General features: G+C 59.5%; 13 protein-coding genes. 7 read left to right on the top strand and 6 right to left on the bottom strand.

The window, feature by feature from the left end:
• Positions 1-183: 183 nt before the first annotated feature.
• From Asbog_RS07405 to Asbog_RS07385, 5 genes are all read right to left on the bottom strand, one after another.
• Positions 184-2,697: a TonB-dependent receptor gene (locus Asbog_RS07405; RefSeq protein WP_062164638.1), complete on the bottom strand. Its 2,514-nt coding sequence runs from the start codon at positions 2,695-2,697 to the stop codon at positions 184-186.
• A 445-nt stretch (positions 2,698-3,142) separates the two neighbouring features.
• Positions 3,143-4,888, bottom strand: a complete 1,746-nt coding sequence (ybaL, locus tag Asbog_RS07400; RefSeq protein WP_062164637.1) for a YbaL family putative K(+) efflux transporter — start codon at positions 4,886-4,888, stop codon at positions 3,143-3,145.
• Between the two features lie 352 nt (positions 4,889-5,240).
• Entirely contained in the window at positions 5,241-6,605 is a 1,365-nt protein-coding gene (locus tag Asbog_RS07395; RefSeq protein ID WP_171840675.1) for an 8-oxoguanine deaminase, read from the bottom strand.
• Between the two features lie 179 nt (positions 6,606-6,784).
• Positions 6,785-7,282 carry a nucleoside deaminase gene (locus Asbog_RS07390; RefSeq protein ID WP_062164636.1) on the bottom strand — a complete coding sequence of 166 codons (498 nt, stop codon included), beginning with the start codon at positions 7,280-7,282 and terminating at the stop codon, positions 6,785-6,787.
• Positions 7,283-7,297: 15 nt separating this feature from the next.
• The gene (locus Asbog_RS07385; RefSeq protein WP_062164635.1) at positions 7,298-8,170 is read right to left on the bottom strand and encodes an aromatic ring-hydroxylating oxygenase subunit alpha; all 873 of its coding nucleotides are present in this window, start codon (positions 8,168-8,170) and stop codon (positions 7,298-7,300) included.
• Between the two features lie 101 nt (positions 8,171-8,271).
• Between Asbog_RS07385 and Asbog_RS07380 the strand changes: the two genes are divergently transcribed.
• Genes Asbog_RS07380 through Asbog_RS07350 form a run of 7 tightly spaced genes read left to right on the top strand, consistent with a single transcriptional unit; the run spans position 8,272 to position 14,300 of the window.
• Complete coding sequence (locus Asbog_RS07380) at positions 8,272-8,526, top strand: hypothetical protein (RefSeq protein ID WP_146926645.1); 255 nt, start codon at positions 8,272-8,274, stop codon at positions 8,524-8,526.
• Positions 8,523-9,119 (top strand): Rieske (2Fe-2S) protein, encoded by a 597-nt coding sequence (locus Asbog_RS07375; protein WP_062164633.1) that lies wholly within the window; start codon positions 8,523-8,525, stop codon positions 9,117-9,119. Before Asbog_RS07380 ends, Asbog_RS07375 begins: the two co-directional genes overlap by 4 nt.
• Positions 9,113-9,673 carry a glutathione S-transferase family protein gene (locus Asbog_RS07370; protein WP_062164632.1) on the top strand — a complete coding sequence of 187 codons (561 nt, stop codon included), beginning with the start codon at positions 9,113-9,115 and terminating at the stop codon, positions 9,671-9,673. Before Asbog_RS07375 ends, Asbog_RS07370 begins: the two co-directional genes overlap by 7 nt.
• The gene (locus Asbog_RS07365; protein ID WP_062164631.1) at positions 9,664-10,761 is read left to right on the top strand and encodes a BMP family ABC transporter substrate-binding protein; all 1,098 of its coding nucleotides are present in this window, start codon (positions 9,664-9,666) and stop codon (positions 10,759-10,761) included. The genes Asbog_RS07370 and Asbog_RS07365 overlap by 10 nt, the downstream gene beginning before the upstream one ends.
• On the top strand, positions 10,754-12,334 hold the full coding sequence (locus Asbog_RS07360) for an ABC transporter ATP-binding protein (RefSeq protein ID WP_062164630.1): 1,581 nt from the start codon (positions 10,754-10,756) through the stop codon (positions 12,332-12,334). Before Asbog_RS07365 ends, Asbog_RS07360 begins: the two co-directional genes overlap by 8 nt.
• Positions 12,331-13,371, top strand: coding sequence for an ABC transporter permease (locus Asbog_RS07355; protein ID WP_062164629.1), 1,041 nt, complete (start codon positions 12,331-12,333; stop codon positions 13,369-13,371). Before Asbog_RS07360 ends, Asbog_RS07355 begins: the two co-directional genes overlap by 4 nt.
• A complete protein-coding gene (locus tag Asbog_RS07350) occupies positions 13,368-14,300 on the top strand; it encodes an ABC transporter permease (RefSeq protein ID WP_023978759.1) in 933 nt (310 codons plus the stop codon). Before Asbog_RS07355 ends, Asbog_RS07350 begins: the two co-directional genes overlap by 4 nt.
• A 69-nt stretch (positions 14,301-14,369) precedes the next feature.
• On the opposite strand, the gene Asbog_RS07345 is transcribed toward Asbog_RS07350, so the two are convergent.
• The gene (locus Asbog_RS07345; RefSeq protein ID WP_051757715.1) at positions 14,370-15,830 is read right to left on the bottom strand and encodes an outer membrane beta-barrel protein; all 1,461 of its coding nucleotides are present in this window, start codon (positions 15,828-15,830) and stop codon (positions 14,370-14,372) included.
• Positions 15,831-15,859 lie beyond the last annotated feature (29 nt).

Below are 15,859 nucleotides of genomic sequence, written 5' to 3'. Positions count from 1 at the left end.
TGATGAGCTGTGCTGGTCAGATTCTGGGTCTCCAGATACTGGCAGTATTGAGTTCAGATAGCATAAATATCTGAAAAAATCTACTTTAGAGAAGCCGTCTGCCTCTCAAGCGATCCTGCTACGTCATGCGTAGTGATATAATACACGGGGCGGCGTGCCCAAAAAGCACGCCGCATGATGGTTTCAGAATTCGCTGGATAGCGTTGCCAGTGCGGCGAAAGGCGAAGCGATCTTGTAAGTCGGCGTCGACCCCGCAATCGTCTTGCCAAAGACACCCGTGGTCGGGTTGGCGTTGGCCTGAGGCGACTGGATCCAGTTCAGGTAACGGTTGTCGCTGATGTTCTGCAGGTTGAGACGCAGGACCGGACTTTTGAAGATGCTGACTTTCGGCAGACGGTAGCCGAGGCCGATATTCATGCGGACATAACCCGGGATGCTCTGATCATTCATGAATGTCGCGTATTGGCGTCCGACATATTTGAGATTGAAATTCGCAAAGCGGGTGCCATCGTCGTAATCGAGCCCGAACCCGACCTGCCATGCCGGCGCCTGCGGTGCCTTTTTGCCTGCGCTGCGTACGTAATCGGCACCTGTTCCCGAACCGGCAGGCACATTGCTGTCGGTCACGGCATGCAGATATTCAACCGACAGGTAAGGGCGGATGTTATGCATCGGTCGCGTGCCGATTTCCGCATCGAAGCCATCCGAATGCATGCCGCCCGCATTGATATTGGTCGAGTAAAACGCGCCTGAGGCGGGGTCCTGGATGGACTGTGTATAGAGGCGGTTTGTGAAGTTGTAATGGAAGTAGGTGATCGAGGACGAAATGATGTCATCCTGATAGCGCCAGCCCGCTTCTTCGGAGATCGAGATTTCCGCTTTCTGGTCCGGGTTGGCCAGGGTCGAATACAGGCCCGTCTTTTGATTGAAACTCCCTGCATCGTAAAGCGCGTAATTCTGCGGCATGCGGAAATTGGTGGAGACCGAAACAAAGACCTGGTTGTGCCGGTCGATCTTGTACCGGATTGCCGCTGTCGGGAGCGCCTGGTTGTAATCTGTCGTGACGTATTTGCTGCGTACATCCGGCAGGTAATTCGTCCCCGAGCGCTTGACGATGGAGTATTTCAGGCCCGCATCAATCGTGAGTTTGCCGCGCAGCAGCGACAAGCTATCACCGATGAACGGCGTGTGAACCTGCGTCTGCGTCAGCGTATTGCGATACTGTGCCTTGGCACCGTTGCTCAGCACTACGTTGTTTTCGTCACCCCACTGGCTGAGCGGTGTACCGTCGGCGTCGACGAAGCTGTAAGGAGCCGTCTGACGCTGCTTGGCATATTCAAACCAGTAGCCAATCATCAGGCGGTTGATGCCAGTGGTCAGGGTGAGTTTGGTGGTGGCACCCGGACGATAGGTTTCGGTAAGCGAGGGATTATAGAGAACCTGCATCCCCTTTCCGACGCCATTGACCGAGCTAGCCAATGTCTGTTTGCCATAAACAAATTTCGACATATCCGTGTATTGGGCGCCGCCACCATTACCATAGCCGTACCAGAAATAGGGCGTCTCGGTCAGAACAAGATGATCGTTCAGACGGAAGGTCGAGGGCATGGAGGCGTAGATATTGGTGAAGGGGTTCGGGCGGGTCTTATAGTAATTGGATGAGCCAGCCTTCGCCGGGGTGTAGTAATTGGCCTCATAAACCGTGTTTGGCGGGTCGGACGGGCCGAGGCCGCTGCCACCCACCGGGTTGGTAAAGCCCGTGCCCCACTTGTCCCAGCTCGCCTTGGTGACGTTGGGATAGGCATTGTTCTGGATGTTATTGCCCACCACAGCCAGGGAGACCCGGTTTCCGTCGCCCCAGTCATTCACGATCTTCATCTCGCCATGCTTCTTATTGTCCCAGCCAGGGCCACGCCAATGATCCTGACGCCCCTGAGAGTAGGAGAAGTAGGAGCGCAGATTGGTGTTGCCGATCTTGCCAGTATCAAAACGCAGGAAGCCGCGTGTGGCATTGAACGAGCCATAGGTTACATCGACCATGCCGCCCATCTTGTTCTTCGGGTCGATCATGTACATGTCGACCACACCGCCCGAGGCACTGATATGAGGGCTGTCGAGGTCGGCAGAGCCCTGAGCAAGGCGCACGGTTTTCAGATTTTCCGCATCAACAATTTCCTGCGGATAGACGGCAAAATTGCCGATATCGTTGATCGGGAACCCTTCAAGGGTGAAGCCCATCTGGGATTCTGTCAGGCCTCGTACGGAAAGGTTGCCGCCCGTCATGCCCAACGGGTCGGTGTCTGACACATTGGCGCCCGGAAGCAGGGCAATAAGCTGCATCGGGTTCAACGCGGGATTTTGTTTGGCAATAAAGTCGCGCGTTACGGCCGATACTGATTTCGGGCTGTCAGAAGGCGTCATCAGACCGCCGCCAAAGGCGCGACGGGTAACACCATCCCCATAATTATGTCCGGTAACTTCAATGCGCTCGTCGGTTGGCGAGGTTGCGCCAAGCATGGAAGGGGCGGAGGAATCGCTGGTGGCAGATCGTCCACTGGGGCGGCTGCTTTGAGCGGCAGCCTCTCCTTGCGCGGTGTCCGAGTTGAGATGGGTGTCCGCCGATTTGGCGCTGGCAGCAGATATAGTCAGCGCTACGAGCGCGGTTGTGCCGAACAAGAGGGCCGTGCGTGAAAACATGATGTCGATCTTCCGTGCCGGGGGGGCGGCTTCAGTATCACTATGTAACGTTACGGCTCGCAGCTGCGCCTCGAAGCGCCGGAAGGTGGCGCTGCAAGCGGCATTTGAAAAACCGCAACATCTTGCGGAGCCTCGTTTAAAAGAAAATTTATGACAGTGATGTGAAATGGAACGACAGCGAATCATGATCCTGTCCACTATGTCAGAAAAGCCACAATTGATACGTTTCGACATAATTTAGGGGAGAGCAACGGCCTCGCGTTGCCAGAGAAGCGCGAGGCTGCGTTATCGTCACACACCCGCGTGGACGTCACCACGCGGGAGCGTCACAAGGGGGGATACCCTGCGGATCACTCTTGGGGGGCGATCAAACCTGCCGCCCGTGCATCGAGCAGCGGTGTGATCCATTCCAGGCGCTGAAACCGAACCGCTCCCGCCTGAAGGATCAGGCCGGGAGCGGTTCGATGCCTTCCTCGTTCCCGGGGTCGGTCAATGGGGGGCGGCCGTCGAATGGCAGGTCGTCCATCGTCATGGCCAGCATGGCGAGGGCCATCTCACGCTCACCCATGATCACGTGATCAGCGCCGAGCTCTTTCAGATGGTCGACGGCGCTGTCGAAATGAGCACGTGCCACAATCCGTAGCCCGGGGTTGAGGGACCTGGCCTGAGCAATGATCTGGCCAGCTTCGAAGGGTTCGGGAATGGCAACCATCAACAACCGTGCCTGTTCAAGGTTCATGGCTTTCATGACGCGTGACTCTGCCGCATTGGCAAGCATGAGCTCGACATCGGGCAGGGCGGCGAGGCTGTCGGGTATCTTTCCGGTTTCAACCACCAGAACCGGCCAGCCATTCTGGACAAGACCATCGACAACCAGACGTCCCACCCGTCCGCACCCGACGACGACAGCATGCCCGACCAGGGCCGTCGGCGCTGGAGGCGGGAGCAGAATACCTCCCTCATCCTTTGCAGGCGTCTCTGGTGCAGGGCTGTGCCGCGTGATCCACGCCTCGATGCGCTGGGTCGCCATGAGGATAAACGGGTTGCTTAGAATCGACAGGATCGACGCGCCGAGAATCAGATCCTGTGCCTGACCGTCCAGAACCTTCATCTTCATACCCAGCGCGGCAAGGATGAAGGAAAATTCGCCGATCTGGGCAAGGCCGCTCGCGATGAAGAGCGTGGTATTCCAAGGCTGACGCAAGAGGCGAAGAATGGCGATGACGGCAAGGGGTGTGCCGATCAGAATAACCAGAAAGGTCAGGATGAGCGGGACAGGTTGCCGTATCAGCACGAGGGGGTTGAACAGCATCCCGACCGAGATGAAGAACAATACGGCGAAGGCATCTCGAAGGGGGAGGGTCTCGGCTGCAGCGCGATGGCTGAGTTCTGACTCGCTCAGGACCATGCCGGCAACAAAGGCACCGAGAGCAAACGAAACGTCGAACCACTCAGTGGCGATGAAGGCCACACCCAGTGCCAGGGCAAGCAGCGCGAGACGGAACAGTTCACGCGATCCCGTATGGGCCACGTAGTGCAGTATGGCCGGGATGACCCGCCGCCCGATCACCAGCATCAGGGCCATGAACGCCGCGACCTTCCCCAGGGTCAGAGCAATCGCCACAGCAAGACCTGAGAGGCTGATGCTGGAATTGCTCCCGCCGCTCATGATTGGCGCGAAAATCGGCAGAAGCACCAGGGCCAGAACGGTCACGAGATCCTGGATAATGAGCCATCCGACCGAGAGCCTGCCGCGCTCGGTCTCGATCAGGCGCTGTTCCTGAAGGGTTCGCAGCAAGACAACCGTACTGGCGACACTGAGCGCAATACCGAAGATCAGACAAGCGCCAGGCGACATGCCGAGCGCCCAGGCAACGCCGGCACCGATCACGATCGAAGCGGTGATCTGCAGTAACGCGCCTGGGACGGCTATGGCTTTGACCGATATCAGGTCTTTCAGGGAGAAATGAAGCCCGACGCCGAACATGAGCAGAATGATGCCAATTTCGGAAAGCTCGGCAGCGAGGGGCTGATCAGCGACGAAACCCGGAGTGAAGGGCCCTACGGCGATACCCGCAAGGAGATACCCCACCAATGGGGATATCCGGATACGCTGAGCAATTGTGCCGAGGATGAACGCAAGCCCGAGACCAATGACGAGGATACCAATCAGGGGCGTGTCGTGACTCATCGTAACTCGAAATCCTGAACATGGAGACAAGATAAAGATATATAAACGATACAGAAATAAGCTGGCCAGTTTCGCAATGTGTCATACGACCAATCTGAAGCAGGATGAGGGCTTCGTGACGTGTTATCTGTTGGAAGATCACGATATACGCCCGGTGCAAGGCGAACGTAACCAACAGGCTCCCCTCGTTTGTGATGCTTTCATCTTGCCGACTATTGTGGGTTCGCTTAACGATGACTGACACAGCGCAGTTGCCATGACACTCTGTGTCTCACCACAAGTTGTGGTCGGATACCCCTCCCGGCGTGACCTGACGCTTCCGCCATCAGGTCGCGCCGACAGACATGGCTGTTCAGTCGAGTTTCTGCATCCGCCGCGCAGCCCGCTCATGTTCACGAAGGATGATGTCGAGGCCTGATTGGCAAGGCTGACCATCTTCCACGAGGATCCGGCCATTGACGATGGTTGTCCATGCTGTTGCCGGAGCACAGCGTAAAAGCGCCTCAACCGGGTCGCTGAGTGCCCCGGCCCTTGAGAAGGGGGGCAGCTCCCATATCACCAGATCGGCGCAAGCGCCCATACGGAGATGGCCGATTTCATCCTCACGGCCCAGACAGGCCGCGCCGCCACGGGTTGCCATATCCAGCGCATCACGCGCTTTCATGCTGTGCGGGCCATTGCGGTAGCGCCCCAGAAGCAGTGCCATACGCGCTTCGAGCCAGAGGGACGCATGATCGGTCGAGGCAGAGCCGTCGCAGCCGAGCCCGACTTTCATGCCTCGGCGTCGCATGTCCATCGCATCCGCCGCGCCACCACCGATCATCATGTTCGAGCAGGGGCATTGCGCCGTGCAGACACCCTTATGCGCCAGGCGATCGATCTCGTCGCCGCTGGGATAGATGTAGTGCGCGACCCATGATCGCTCGCTGGCCCAGCCCGAACGCTCGAAATATTCGGTTGGGGTGCAGCCATACACATCCTGACAATATCGGTCCTCGTCGTGGTCCTCCGCCAGATGGGTGTGCAGGCGCACATCGAGGCGCTCTGCCATGAGCGCGCTCTCTTTCATGATCGTTTCCGACACGCTGAACAGCGAGCAGGGTGCCAGCGCCACACGGATCATCGCGCCGGGGGAGGCGTCATGATAGGCGCTGATCAGGCGCTCACTGTCAGACAGGATAACATCCTCGCTCTGCACCACGCTATCCGGTGGCAGGCCACCATCTTTCACCGAGCGCGTCATGGAGCCGCGCGTGGCATGGAAGCGAAAGCCGATATCCCTTGCAGCGCGGATCTGGGCATCGATCAGCCGAGGCCGGGGGTGGACGTAATGATGATCCATCGATGTCGTGCAGCCACCAAGCAGTAATTCCATCATGGCGACATAAGAGGAGAGATAGACATTCTCCTCATCAAGCGTGGCCCAGAGCGGGTAGAGGCCCTGCAGCCATTCGAACAGGGTGCCATTCACGACTGGCGCGTAGGACCGCGTGAGGTTCTGGTACATATGGTGATGCGCATTCACCAGCCCTGGAGTGACAATCCGACCTGCCGCTGAGATCGTGCGGTCGGCTGCAGGTCTTGGGGTCGTCATGGAGCCAAAACCGCGGACCCGGCCATTTTCGAGATAAATCCAGCCATTTGCTATTTCATGGCCGCGATCGAGATAGAGATAGGCATCCGTGATCAGGATGGAGGGTGACAAGGCGAGAGGCATGGCAGGCTCCTGTGAGCATGGTGCCGCCAGTATGATGGGGCACCCGGTTGTGCCGCACTTGGGGCGCCCATCTCACGGGGAGTCTCCGTCAGATAGGCTCCCGTTGGCCCTGTCCCGGATTGGCGGCTATCCGGATCGTCATCTCGCTTGGAAGAGCGGGCGTAGAGATTATGGTGCCGTCAGGCGTGGTCCTTCCAGAAGCTGCGCTGCAACTCTGCGGCCTCATCCTCCAGCAATGGCCCTAGAACCTCCACCGGAGTCTGCCCGGCGGAGAAAACCACCCGGCAAGGCAGATCGAGTGTCGGATTTTCAGGGTGGGCGCCAGTCATGGCCTTGAGATGGGCCTCGGACTGCCCGTACACGACCCGACCGATCCCCGCCCAGTAGATGGCCCCGGCGCACATGGCACAGGGCTCGGCAGAACTGTACAGTGTGTAACCGCGCAATCTTGTTGGCCCGAACATACGGCTCGCCCGGCTGGCGAGAAGGCGCTCAGCATGAGCGGTCATGTCCTGTCCCTCGGTGCTGTAGCCATTGCCCTGTTCCATGACGATCTCGCCGGTTTCATCCACCAACAGGGCGCCGAAGGGATGATCGCCCGCAAGGCGGGACCGGTTGGCGACCTCGAAAGCCTGACGCAGAAACGTCAGATCGGTCTCGTTTGGGGGATGGCTCATGGTCTTTTCCTTCGTTCAGGCGGCGGCTCTGGCGGCGCCCGCGCCAAATGTGACACCACGGGCCTTGAGCCAGCGGCGATAGGCCACCGAGGAACGGTCTGCCAGGGTGGGAATCTCGCTCGCGGCATCGAGCGGCATGGCAACCGGCCGCTGGCTTTCCAGAATGATGCGATCCTGCAAGAAGATCGTCTGCTGGAACTCCACCAAAGCATCAAGATCGGAGTGATCGTCGAGAAGAAACATGACCGGATGGGCACGACATGTACCGGCCGTCATGGGCTGGACGAACAGCGCAATCACGTCCTTGCGTTGGTCATCACCGGGGCTGGTCTTGTACAGCAGCGTCGCGAACGGACCGGCAATGCGATAGACATAGTCGGTCATGATGCCGCCTTCGGCCGAGAGCGCTGCCTGCGGCTGGAAAAACCGGCAATCCGTCGCCCAGATTTCCTTGCCGTCATCGCGTGTTTCGACGGTGTAACGCTGGACCTCGGTATGCGGCTCTGCGCCCAGTATGTCGGTATGCACAAAGGGGAAATGCGCCATATCGAGGAAGTTCTCAACCACGCGTAGCCCGGAAGCATTGACGGCCACCGACCCGCAGCACACAAGTCGGCGGTCGGATTCATCGGCCTCATCGATACGGATCATGGCATCACGAAGAGCAGGATCCGTTGCGAGACTGGTCCAGACATAGCCGTAGCGCTCGCAGCAGGGCAGGGAATGCGCGCCATGTGCGACCTCGACCGTACCATCAGCCATACGACGGAAACGGATGACGACACCGAGCAGCATGGTTTGCACCCAGATGTCAGACAGGGCCTCGATCATCCCGAGCGGATACCACTGGCTGAGTGAGACCGGATCCACATTTGCTGGTGAGGTCATCCTGACAGCCATCCTCGTCGTTGCGATAACGGTTACATTAATAGTGGTCCTGCACTTGTCAAAAAAAATATTACTGGCAGGATCAGCTGGTATGCAACGCCGTGATGCGGGAGCGAGGGACTATAGCCACTGCACTTCATCTCACAGGTCATTTCGACACTGAAGCGTTTCGGTCTTTTGCCGAGGGCCGCGCACGCCTTCTGTCACTCGATATGCGCACAGAGCGTCTGGAGGCGACTGATATCGTGTTTGTCGTGAAAGGTGCGCAGCCGCTGGTAGGGATGTTCGTGATGGCCTGTCTGGTTGGCCCGGTGGGTTGCCTCGTCAATGACTGGACAGAAGGATACCGGCGATGATCCCTGTTGCCCTGTCAAAGGACCTGGCCCCGGGTGATATTGCCCCCGCCCGTCATAGGGGCCTGTCGCTCGTGCTTTGGCGCGACGAGGCGGGCATCGCGCATGCCTGGGAGGATCGTTGTCCTCATCGCGGCGTACGTCTCAGCCTTGGCTTCATGCGTGATAATCGTCTGGCCTGTCTTTATCACGGCTGGCAGTTCGATACCGAGGGGCGCTGTCGTGCCATACCCGCCCATCCCGAGCTCAATCCGCCCTCGACCATACGAACACGCCCCTATGAGCTAATCGAAAAGGCCGGGATGATCTGGGTCGATCTCACCTCGGGCGATGACCGCCCTCTGATCGCCCCGGCGGAAGGGATCTGGCATGGTGCGCGAAGCCTTGGCATACGGGCCACCGAGCACGACACGCGAGCAGCCCTCGTGATGGATGAGGGACAATGGCGCCTCTCTGCCGACCGCCTGCTGGCGCTGCATACGCCCGTGGAGGGAATCACCATGGTCCATCTCGCTGTACGCGATGCCTCGCATCGGGAGCAGGCGGCGTCATGGCTGCTCCGGCTGCGTGACACGCTGGAGGAGACATCATGCTGACGCTCAATGGCTGGATGATCGATGAGCGCAGCTATGCGGCCCGTCTTGCGGCATCGTTGATGGATATCCCTCTGGCATTCGCGACCGATCGTCGCGCGGAAACCTTCGGCCCGACCCTGACTGATGAGATGGTCTCGTGTGTCGGCCTCTACGAGATTCTCGAGCATTTCTCGCGCGCGTCAGAGACTGGTTGGCTCTGGCCCGAGGGCGAGGCGCGGCAGGTCATGAAATGGGCGCTCGATGGGATAGAGCTTTTTTCAGAGGCACGACGCGAGGCTCTGGCGGCGACACTTCCACGCAAGGCCGAGACCGAGCCTGTCACGTTCCTGTTTCGTGAAATGGAAGATCGTCTGTCTGCGGGGGCGTTCCGGGACGAGATCTGGTTTTCGGGCCGCACGATCGGCTTTGTGGATGTGATCCTCTTCCCGGTCGCCGCGCTGGCGCATGATCTGGGCGTTGCTATGGATCTGTATCCCGCTCTTCGACGCTTCATCCGTCAGGTCAGGCAGTTGCCCGGCTTTGTGGTCATGCCGGGAATTGCCTCATGTCATTGAAACGACCTGCTCTCCTGACCCGCCGTGGGCTGCTGGCCGCGGGTGGATGTGCCGCTCTGGCAGGAGGGGCAAGCGCCGCACCACGCTTTGCTCCGATTGCCGAGGAGGATCTGCTTGTCGGGTTCGGCCATACCAGCCCGATTAATGATGGCGGCTGGACACAGATGCATGACAAGGCCATCCGTGCCCTCAAATCGCATTTCCCGCGCATGCGCTCGCTCTACGTCGAGAGCATACCGTACTCGGCTGACGCAACCCGACTGTTCAGGCAGTTTGTGGCCGAGGGCGCACAGATGGTGATCTCCACCTCGGATTATGGTGATTTCATCAAGGACGTTGCGGATCAGGCGCCGGATGTGGGTTTTCTTGAATGTGACGGCAATAATGTTACGGGTAATCTGGGCTGGTATTACATCACCCACTGGTATGCCAGCTACGTGATTGGCATCGCCGCTGCCCGACTGAGTCACAACGGCAGGCTGGGTTATATCGCCTCCTTTCCTACAACATCGGTCATTGCCAGCGCCAATGCGACGCTGCTTGGCGCCCGCTCGGTCAACCCTGAGGCGACCATGCGGGTCATTTCCATCAACTCCTGGTTCGATCCCCAGGCCGCGGCCTCGGCAGGTGCAGCTCTGATCGATAGCGGCTGCGACTTCCTGTGCGGCATCATGGACGACCCCGGTTATCTGCGCGTTGCGCAGCAACGGGGCGTCTGGGCCGCCATGTGGAACACCGATATGCGGCAGTTCGGGCCTGACGCCTATGTCAGCTCTGTCGTGCTGGATTTCGAGGATTATTACCGCGAGACGATCGCCGCACGCCTTGCCGGACGCTGGCGCCCCACCGGGACTTTCCTCAAGCTCGGTCATGGTGTTGATCGCGATGCCTGGGGCAAGAATGTGCCTGATTCCATTCGTCGCGAAGCCGATGCAGCGCGTGAGCGCATGCTGGCGGGCTGGTCGCCCTTCACCGGGCCGATAAGGGACTCCAAGGGGCAGATCCGCGTGCCGGCGGGGCACACCATGAGCGACATGGAAATCTTCCACTGGAACTGGCAGGTCGAGGGAGTATCGGGACTTGTCTGACCTCTCACATCTCGCGGAAGCCAGACCGGATAATCTGCCGCCCGGCGCACCGCCTCTGCTTACCCTCTCTGGAATCGCGAAGTATTTTCCCGGTGTGATCGCAAACAAGGATGTCACGATCGATTTCTACCCCGGTGAAATTCATGCGCTGCTGGGTGAAAATGGCGCAGGCAAATCCACGCTGATGAATATCGTGACCGGCCTTTACCAGCCCGATGAGGGCGAGCTGATCCTCGATGGTTATGGTATGCGCCTTGAAAGCCCCGAAGCAGCGATCGCGGCCGGTATCGGCATGGTACATCAGCATTTCAAGCTGGTATCGCGTTTCACCGTTGCGGAAAATCTGGCGCTGGGGTGGCGCGAAACCGGTAAATGGCTCTCGGCAAAAACGCTTGCCCGACGCGCAGAGGCGGAAGCCGCCCGGTTTGGTCTCGACATCCGGCCTCAGGCACCCATCGACAGCCTGACCTCTGGCGAGCAGCAGCGCGTTGAAATCCTGCGTGTCCTCTCCCGTGGGGCACGCCTGCTTATCCTTGACGAGCCGACAGCTGTGCTGAGCCCGCTTGAAGTGGGTGAGCTCTATGCCGCATTGCGTCGTTTTCGCGATGGGGGCGGGGCCGTTATCCTGATCAGTCACAAGCTTGATGAGATCATGGCTTTGGCGGATCGCGTGACTGTGCTGCGTCATGGCCGTGTCGCTGGCAGCCACAGGGTGGACCACACTGACCCTGCCACCCTCGTAACCGAGATGATCGGGCGTCCTGTCGAGCAAAAGACGTCCTATCCGCGCACGACGCCTCAGGGGAAGAGCGAGACGGTCATACGGCTGCACGAGGTGAGCTTTCGGGATAGCGCGGGTCGCCTGCGGTTGCATCCGCTCTCGCTCGACATCAGGGCGGGCGAGATCCTCGGGGTGGCGGGCGTGACAGGCAATGGCCAATCCGAACTGGCTGATCTGCTCGCCGGACTCAACGCGCCGTTGACAGGTTCTGTCCATGTCGGTTCGACAGACATGCGCGGGCAGGGGCCGGGTGCCTTTCGCGAGGCAGGCATTGGCTATGTTCCCGAGGACAGGCTGCACAAGGCCCTCGCCCCGGCGCTCGGCGTGACCGAGAATGCCGTCATGCGCGTATTTCGCTCGCACCCGGTCGGCGGACGGATGGCCTACCACGCCAGTCAGGCGCGCGCGTTCACGAAAAGCTTGCTCGAACAGGCGCGTGTGACGGTGAAGGACCCATCCACGCCGATGCGTGGTCTCTCGGGTGGCAATCAGCAGCGCATGGTTCTGGCCCGTGAGCGGATGATCAGTCACCGCGCCCTGATTGCGAGCTATCCGAGCCGTGGTCTTGATATCGGGGCGATCTCCCTGATGCGTGAGACACTGGCCGAAATCCGTGACGAGGGACGGGCCGTTGTGCTCGTGTCGGAAGATCTGGATGAACTGATGGCGCTGAGCGACCGGATTGCGGTGCTGTGCGCCGGTATGTTGATGACCATCGTCGAGCGCAAGGATTTTGACAGGGCGAGATTGGGCGCTTTGATGAGTGGCCGCGCAGGGGAGACCGCAGCATGAGCCGAAGAATTCGCCTTGCTGTGGTTCCGGCCCGCCGTATCCTGATCGGGCGCCTTCTGGCATTGGGCTTCGTTGCGCTCGTGCTGGCGCTCGTTCTGGCCATTCTCGGTTTGCCGCTTGGTATGGTGCTGGGACTTGTCGTAACCTCGACCTTCGGTACTGTTTTCGGTCTCGAAAATCTCGCGCTCTACATGACGCCCTTGCTTATGACGGGTGGTGCGGTGTGGTTGTCTCTTCGCGCCGGGCTATGGAATATTGGCGCCGAGGGCCAGTTTCTCGCAGGTGCCACGGCAGCGTCGGCTGTGGCCCTGTTCCTTCCCATGCCATTGCCACTTTCCTTGCCTCTGGCGATGCTTGCCAGTCTGGCGGCTGGCGCCGCGTGGAGCGCCGTGCCGGCCGCAGGGCGGGCATGGCTTGGCGTCAGTGAAATCATCACCACGCTTTTGCTCAATTTCATCGCGTCGTTCGTCGTCTATTACCTCGTCACAGGCCCCTGGGCCGATCACGTGACGGATGCGCAGGTGTCGAGCCAGCGTCTCTCGGTTGCCATCCCCACCATCTATGGCGTCGTGCACTGGGGGGGAATTGTTGCAATCGTTCTGGTCGTGGCTATCGGCTATCTCCTCAAGCGCAGCCGTTTCGGTTACGAGCTGACGCTGTGCGGGTCCAATCCCGAGGCCGCGCGCTATGCCGGGATCAGGGTTGCACCACGGCTTTTCGTCGCCCTTATGGCGTCCGGCGCCCTTGCCGGACTTGGAGGGATGATGGAGGCGCTGGGTACGGTACACCGGCTTCAGGGCGGCCTCGCGCACGGCTATGGCTATCTCGGTATCGTGGTCGCGTTGCTTGCGCGCCATTCCGCCTATGCCCTTATCCCTGCTTCGTTTCTGATGGCAGTGATCCTTAATACCGGGATCGTTTTGCAGACCTTGCAGGTCAGCGCGTCCTCCGTACTGGCGATCACGGGTTTGCTGGTTTTTGCCATTGCGGTGAGTGACGAGCTTGCAGCCTATGTGCGTCTGGAGACACAGAAATGACGGTGTGGATCCCTCTGGTTCTTCATGCGCTGGCCTATGGCAGTATCCTCGCTCTGGCCGCGCAAGGCGAAGTCATTGCCGAACGCGCTGGGGTCATCAACCTTGGTGTCGAGGGGCTCATGGCCCTTGGTGCGGTTGTCGCCGTGCTTGCCGCTGATGCCTCCATGTCGCCCTGGATGGGCTGTCTGGCGGCGCTTTGCACGGGTGGTGCAGGGGCGCTCGTGCTCGGGCTTGCTACGGTCAATGTCTCGGCCAATCAGACACTCTGCGGCGTCGCCCTGACCTTTCTTGGGTTGGGGCTGAGCGCGGTTATCGGCCATGCCGTTGCAGGCTTGCCCGTTGCCGCGGTTTTCGACAACTGGGCGATCCCGGGTTTGAGCAGCTTGCCGGGCATTGGGGTTCTGTTCAGTCAAAGCCCGTTCGTCTATCTCGCCTTCGTCATCCTGCCCGCTTTGTGCCATTGCGTCCTTTTCCGCTCCCGCCTCGGGCTGAGCCTGCGTTCGGTGGGCGAAAATCCTGCGGCGGCTGATGCTGTCGGTATTCCGGTGCGCCGCTATCGACTAAGTGCCGTGGTAGCTGGCGGAGCGCTGGCCGGTCTGGCTGGTGCCGACATGACCCTGTCGGTCATGCCCGTCTGGTCAGAGGGCATGATTGCCGGTCGTGGATGGATTGCCGTGGCGCTGGTCATTTTCTGCGGTTACCGCCCGATTTTTGCGGCGCTGTCGTCCCTGTTATTCGGGCTCGTCATGTCGCTCAGCTTCTTCGGACAGGCGCAGGGCTGGCCGATTGCCCCGGCCATCCTGAACATGACCCCTTATCTCGGCACCATTATGTTCATGATCCTGCCCGCTCTCCTGCTGCCCGGTATGCGTCGCCTGATGGCGGCGCCCGCCGCACTGGGCACACCTTATTTTCGTGAGGAACGCTAGACGGCTCCGAAAGCGGGAGGGGCCTCACGTTTTCAGGGGGGCTTCCCTCCGTATCCTTTTCTGCTGGTGTCAGAACGACCAGACCGCGTCGCATGAGAACCAGAGCATATTATTCGTGCCATGGCGCACAACAGGATCTTCAACCGTTGCCGCACGATTGAATGGCTGTGTTCCGTTGAGCGATTTGTCCAGTCTGATTTCGGGGCGGACCTGAAACTTGCCGAACTTGATATGGCGATTGACGAACTCAGGCTTGTAGGTGACCCCGACCGTCAACGCACCATAGGTTGTCGGGAGCGCGATATAGTAAGGGTAGGGCGCGTTACGCAGCATATCGGTGTATGACGTCGTGCTGGTATAGGCGGCAATCGTGGTGCCAGTATTGTCGCGAAAGATTTCGCCACGGAGATTGAGCCTCAGCGAAGGATTGATGTCCCAGGCGAGGTAGCTGGTCACACCATAGGCGTCATCACGCGTGATATCATCATGCATGTAGGTGGCATTGAGCGTGGCCGCCAGGCGATCACTGAAGTGATAGGTCAGCAGGACATCGCCATTATAAAGCATTTTGCTATTGGCAGCGCGGCCAATTCCGATACTGGTCCAGCCATCGGCAGAGAAACGGGTTGGCCCATTGTTACCTTGTGGCCCAAAATGCCCGATAACGTGCCCGTCCAGTTTACCATTCATCATATGCGCAAATGCGAGGCCGATATAGCCTTTCGGACGACTGTTATTGCCCGCTCCTCCGAAAGTGGTTGAATTTCCGGCATCCACACCCAGAATACCATCCAGTTGTTCGGTCAGATGAATGGTCGAGAGAACCCCGACCGTTTCGAATGGAACGATATAGGCGGAGGCATAATTGAACGTGTAAAGCGGTCGTGCCAGCGCCGGGGTACCCTCTGCTCCGAGCAGGCCATAGATCTGCCCGATCTGGAAATCGATCCCCCGTGATACCAGCCAAGGCGCATGCAGATCGATATGAGCCTGCGTCGGGGCGATCTGATAGAGCCCGGTGATGAGCTTGTCCGCCATCCCGATTGTGGGGTCGAAACGGGCGTCAGAGCCGTAAAGGATCTCGGCAACGAAGCCGATGCCATACCCGCCGCCGATCGCTGTTACCGGGTGCGATATCGACCCGAGAACCTGATTGAGGGTCAGCGTGTTGGCGCGATCTGTATAGAACTGGCCGAAATTGCGCCCCGAGCGTGTCCACGGGTTGCCGGCGATGCCACCCTGCACGCTGAGATGCGCCTCAAGCCCGTCCCAGTAATCAGGAGCCTTGCCGGGTGGTGGGCTGAAGAGATTGCCAATATGGCCTGTATTCAGCGTGTCCGGCTCGTGTGGATTTGGTGCATTGCCAAGATATTCCGATACCGGTCCGGTACCCGTTGTCGCTTTCCTGACGCGCGGGGCGGTACTTGTGGCGGGCTGTGATGCATCATCAGGAAAGCTTGGTGCCCCGCCGGACTCTCCGGCGCATAAGGCTGTGTTCGATGCTGTTCCGACCCCGACGACAAGCAGCATACCTGCAACGATCCCGGGGTGTCGGAAAG

It is taken from the genome of Asaia bogorensis NBRC 16594 (genome assembly GCF_001547995.1).
In the GTDB taxonomy this organism is placed as follows: Bacteria; Pseudomonadota; Alphaproteobacteria; order Acetobacterales; family Acetobacteraceae; genus Asaia; species Asaia bogorensis.
Note: the sequence above shows the minus strand (reverse complement) of the source record. Positions and strands in the feature narration are given on the sequence as shown.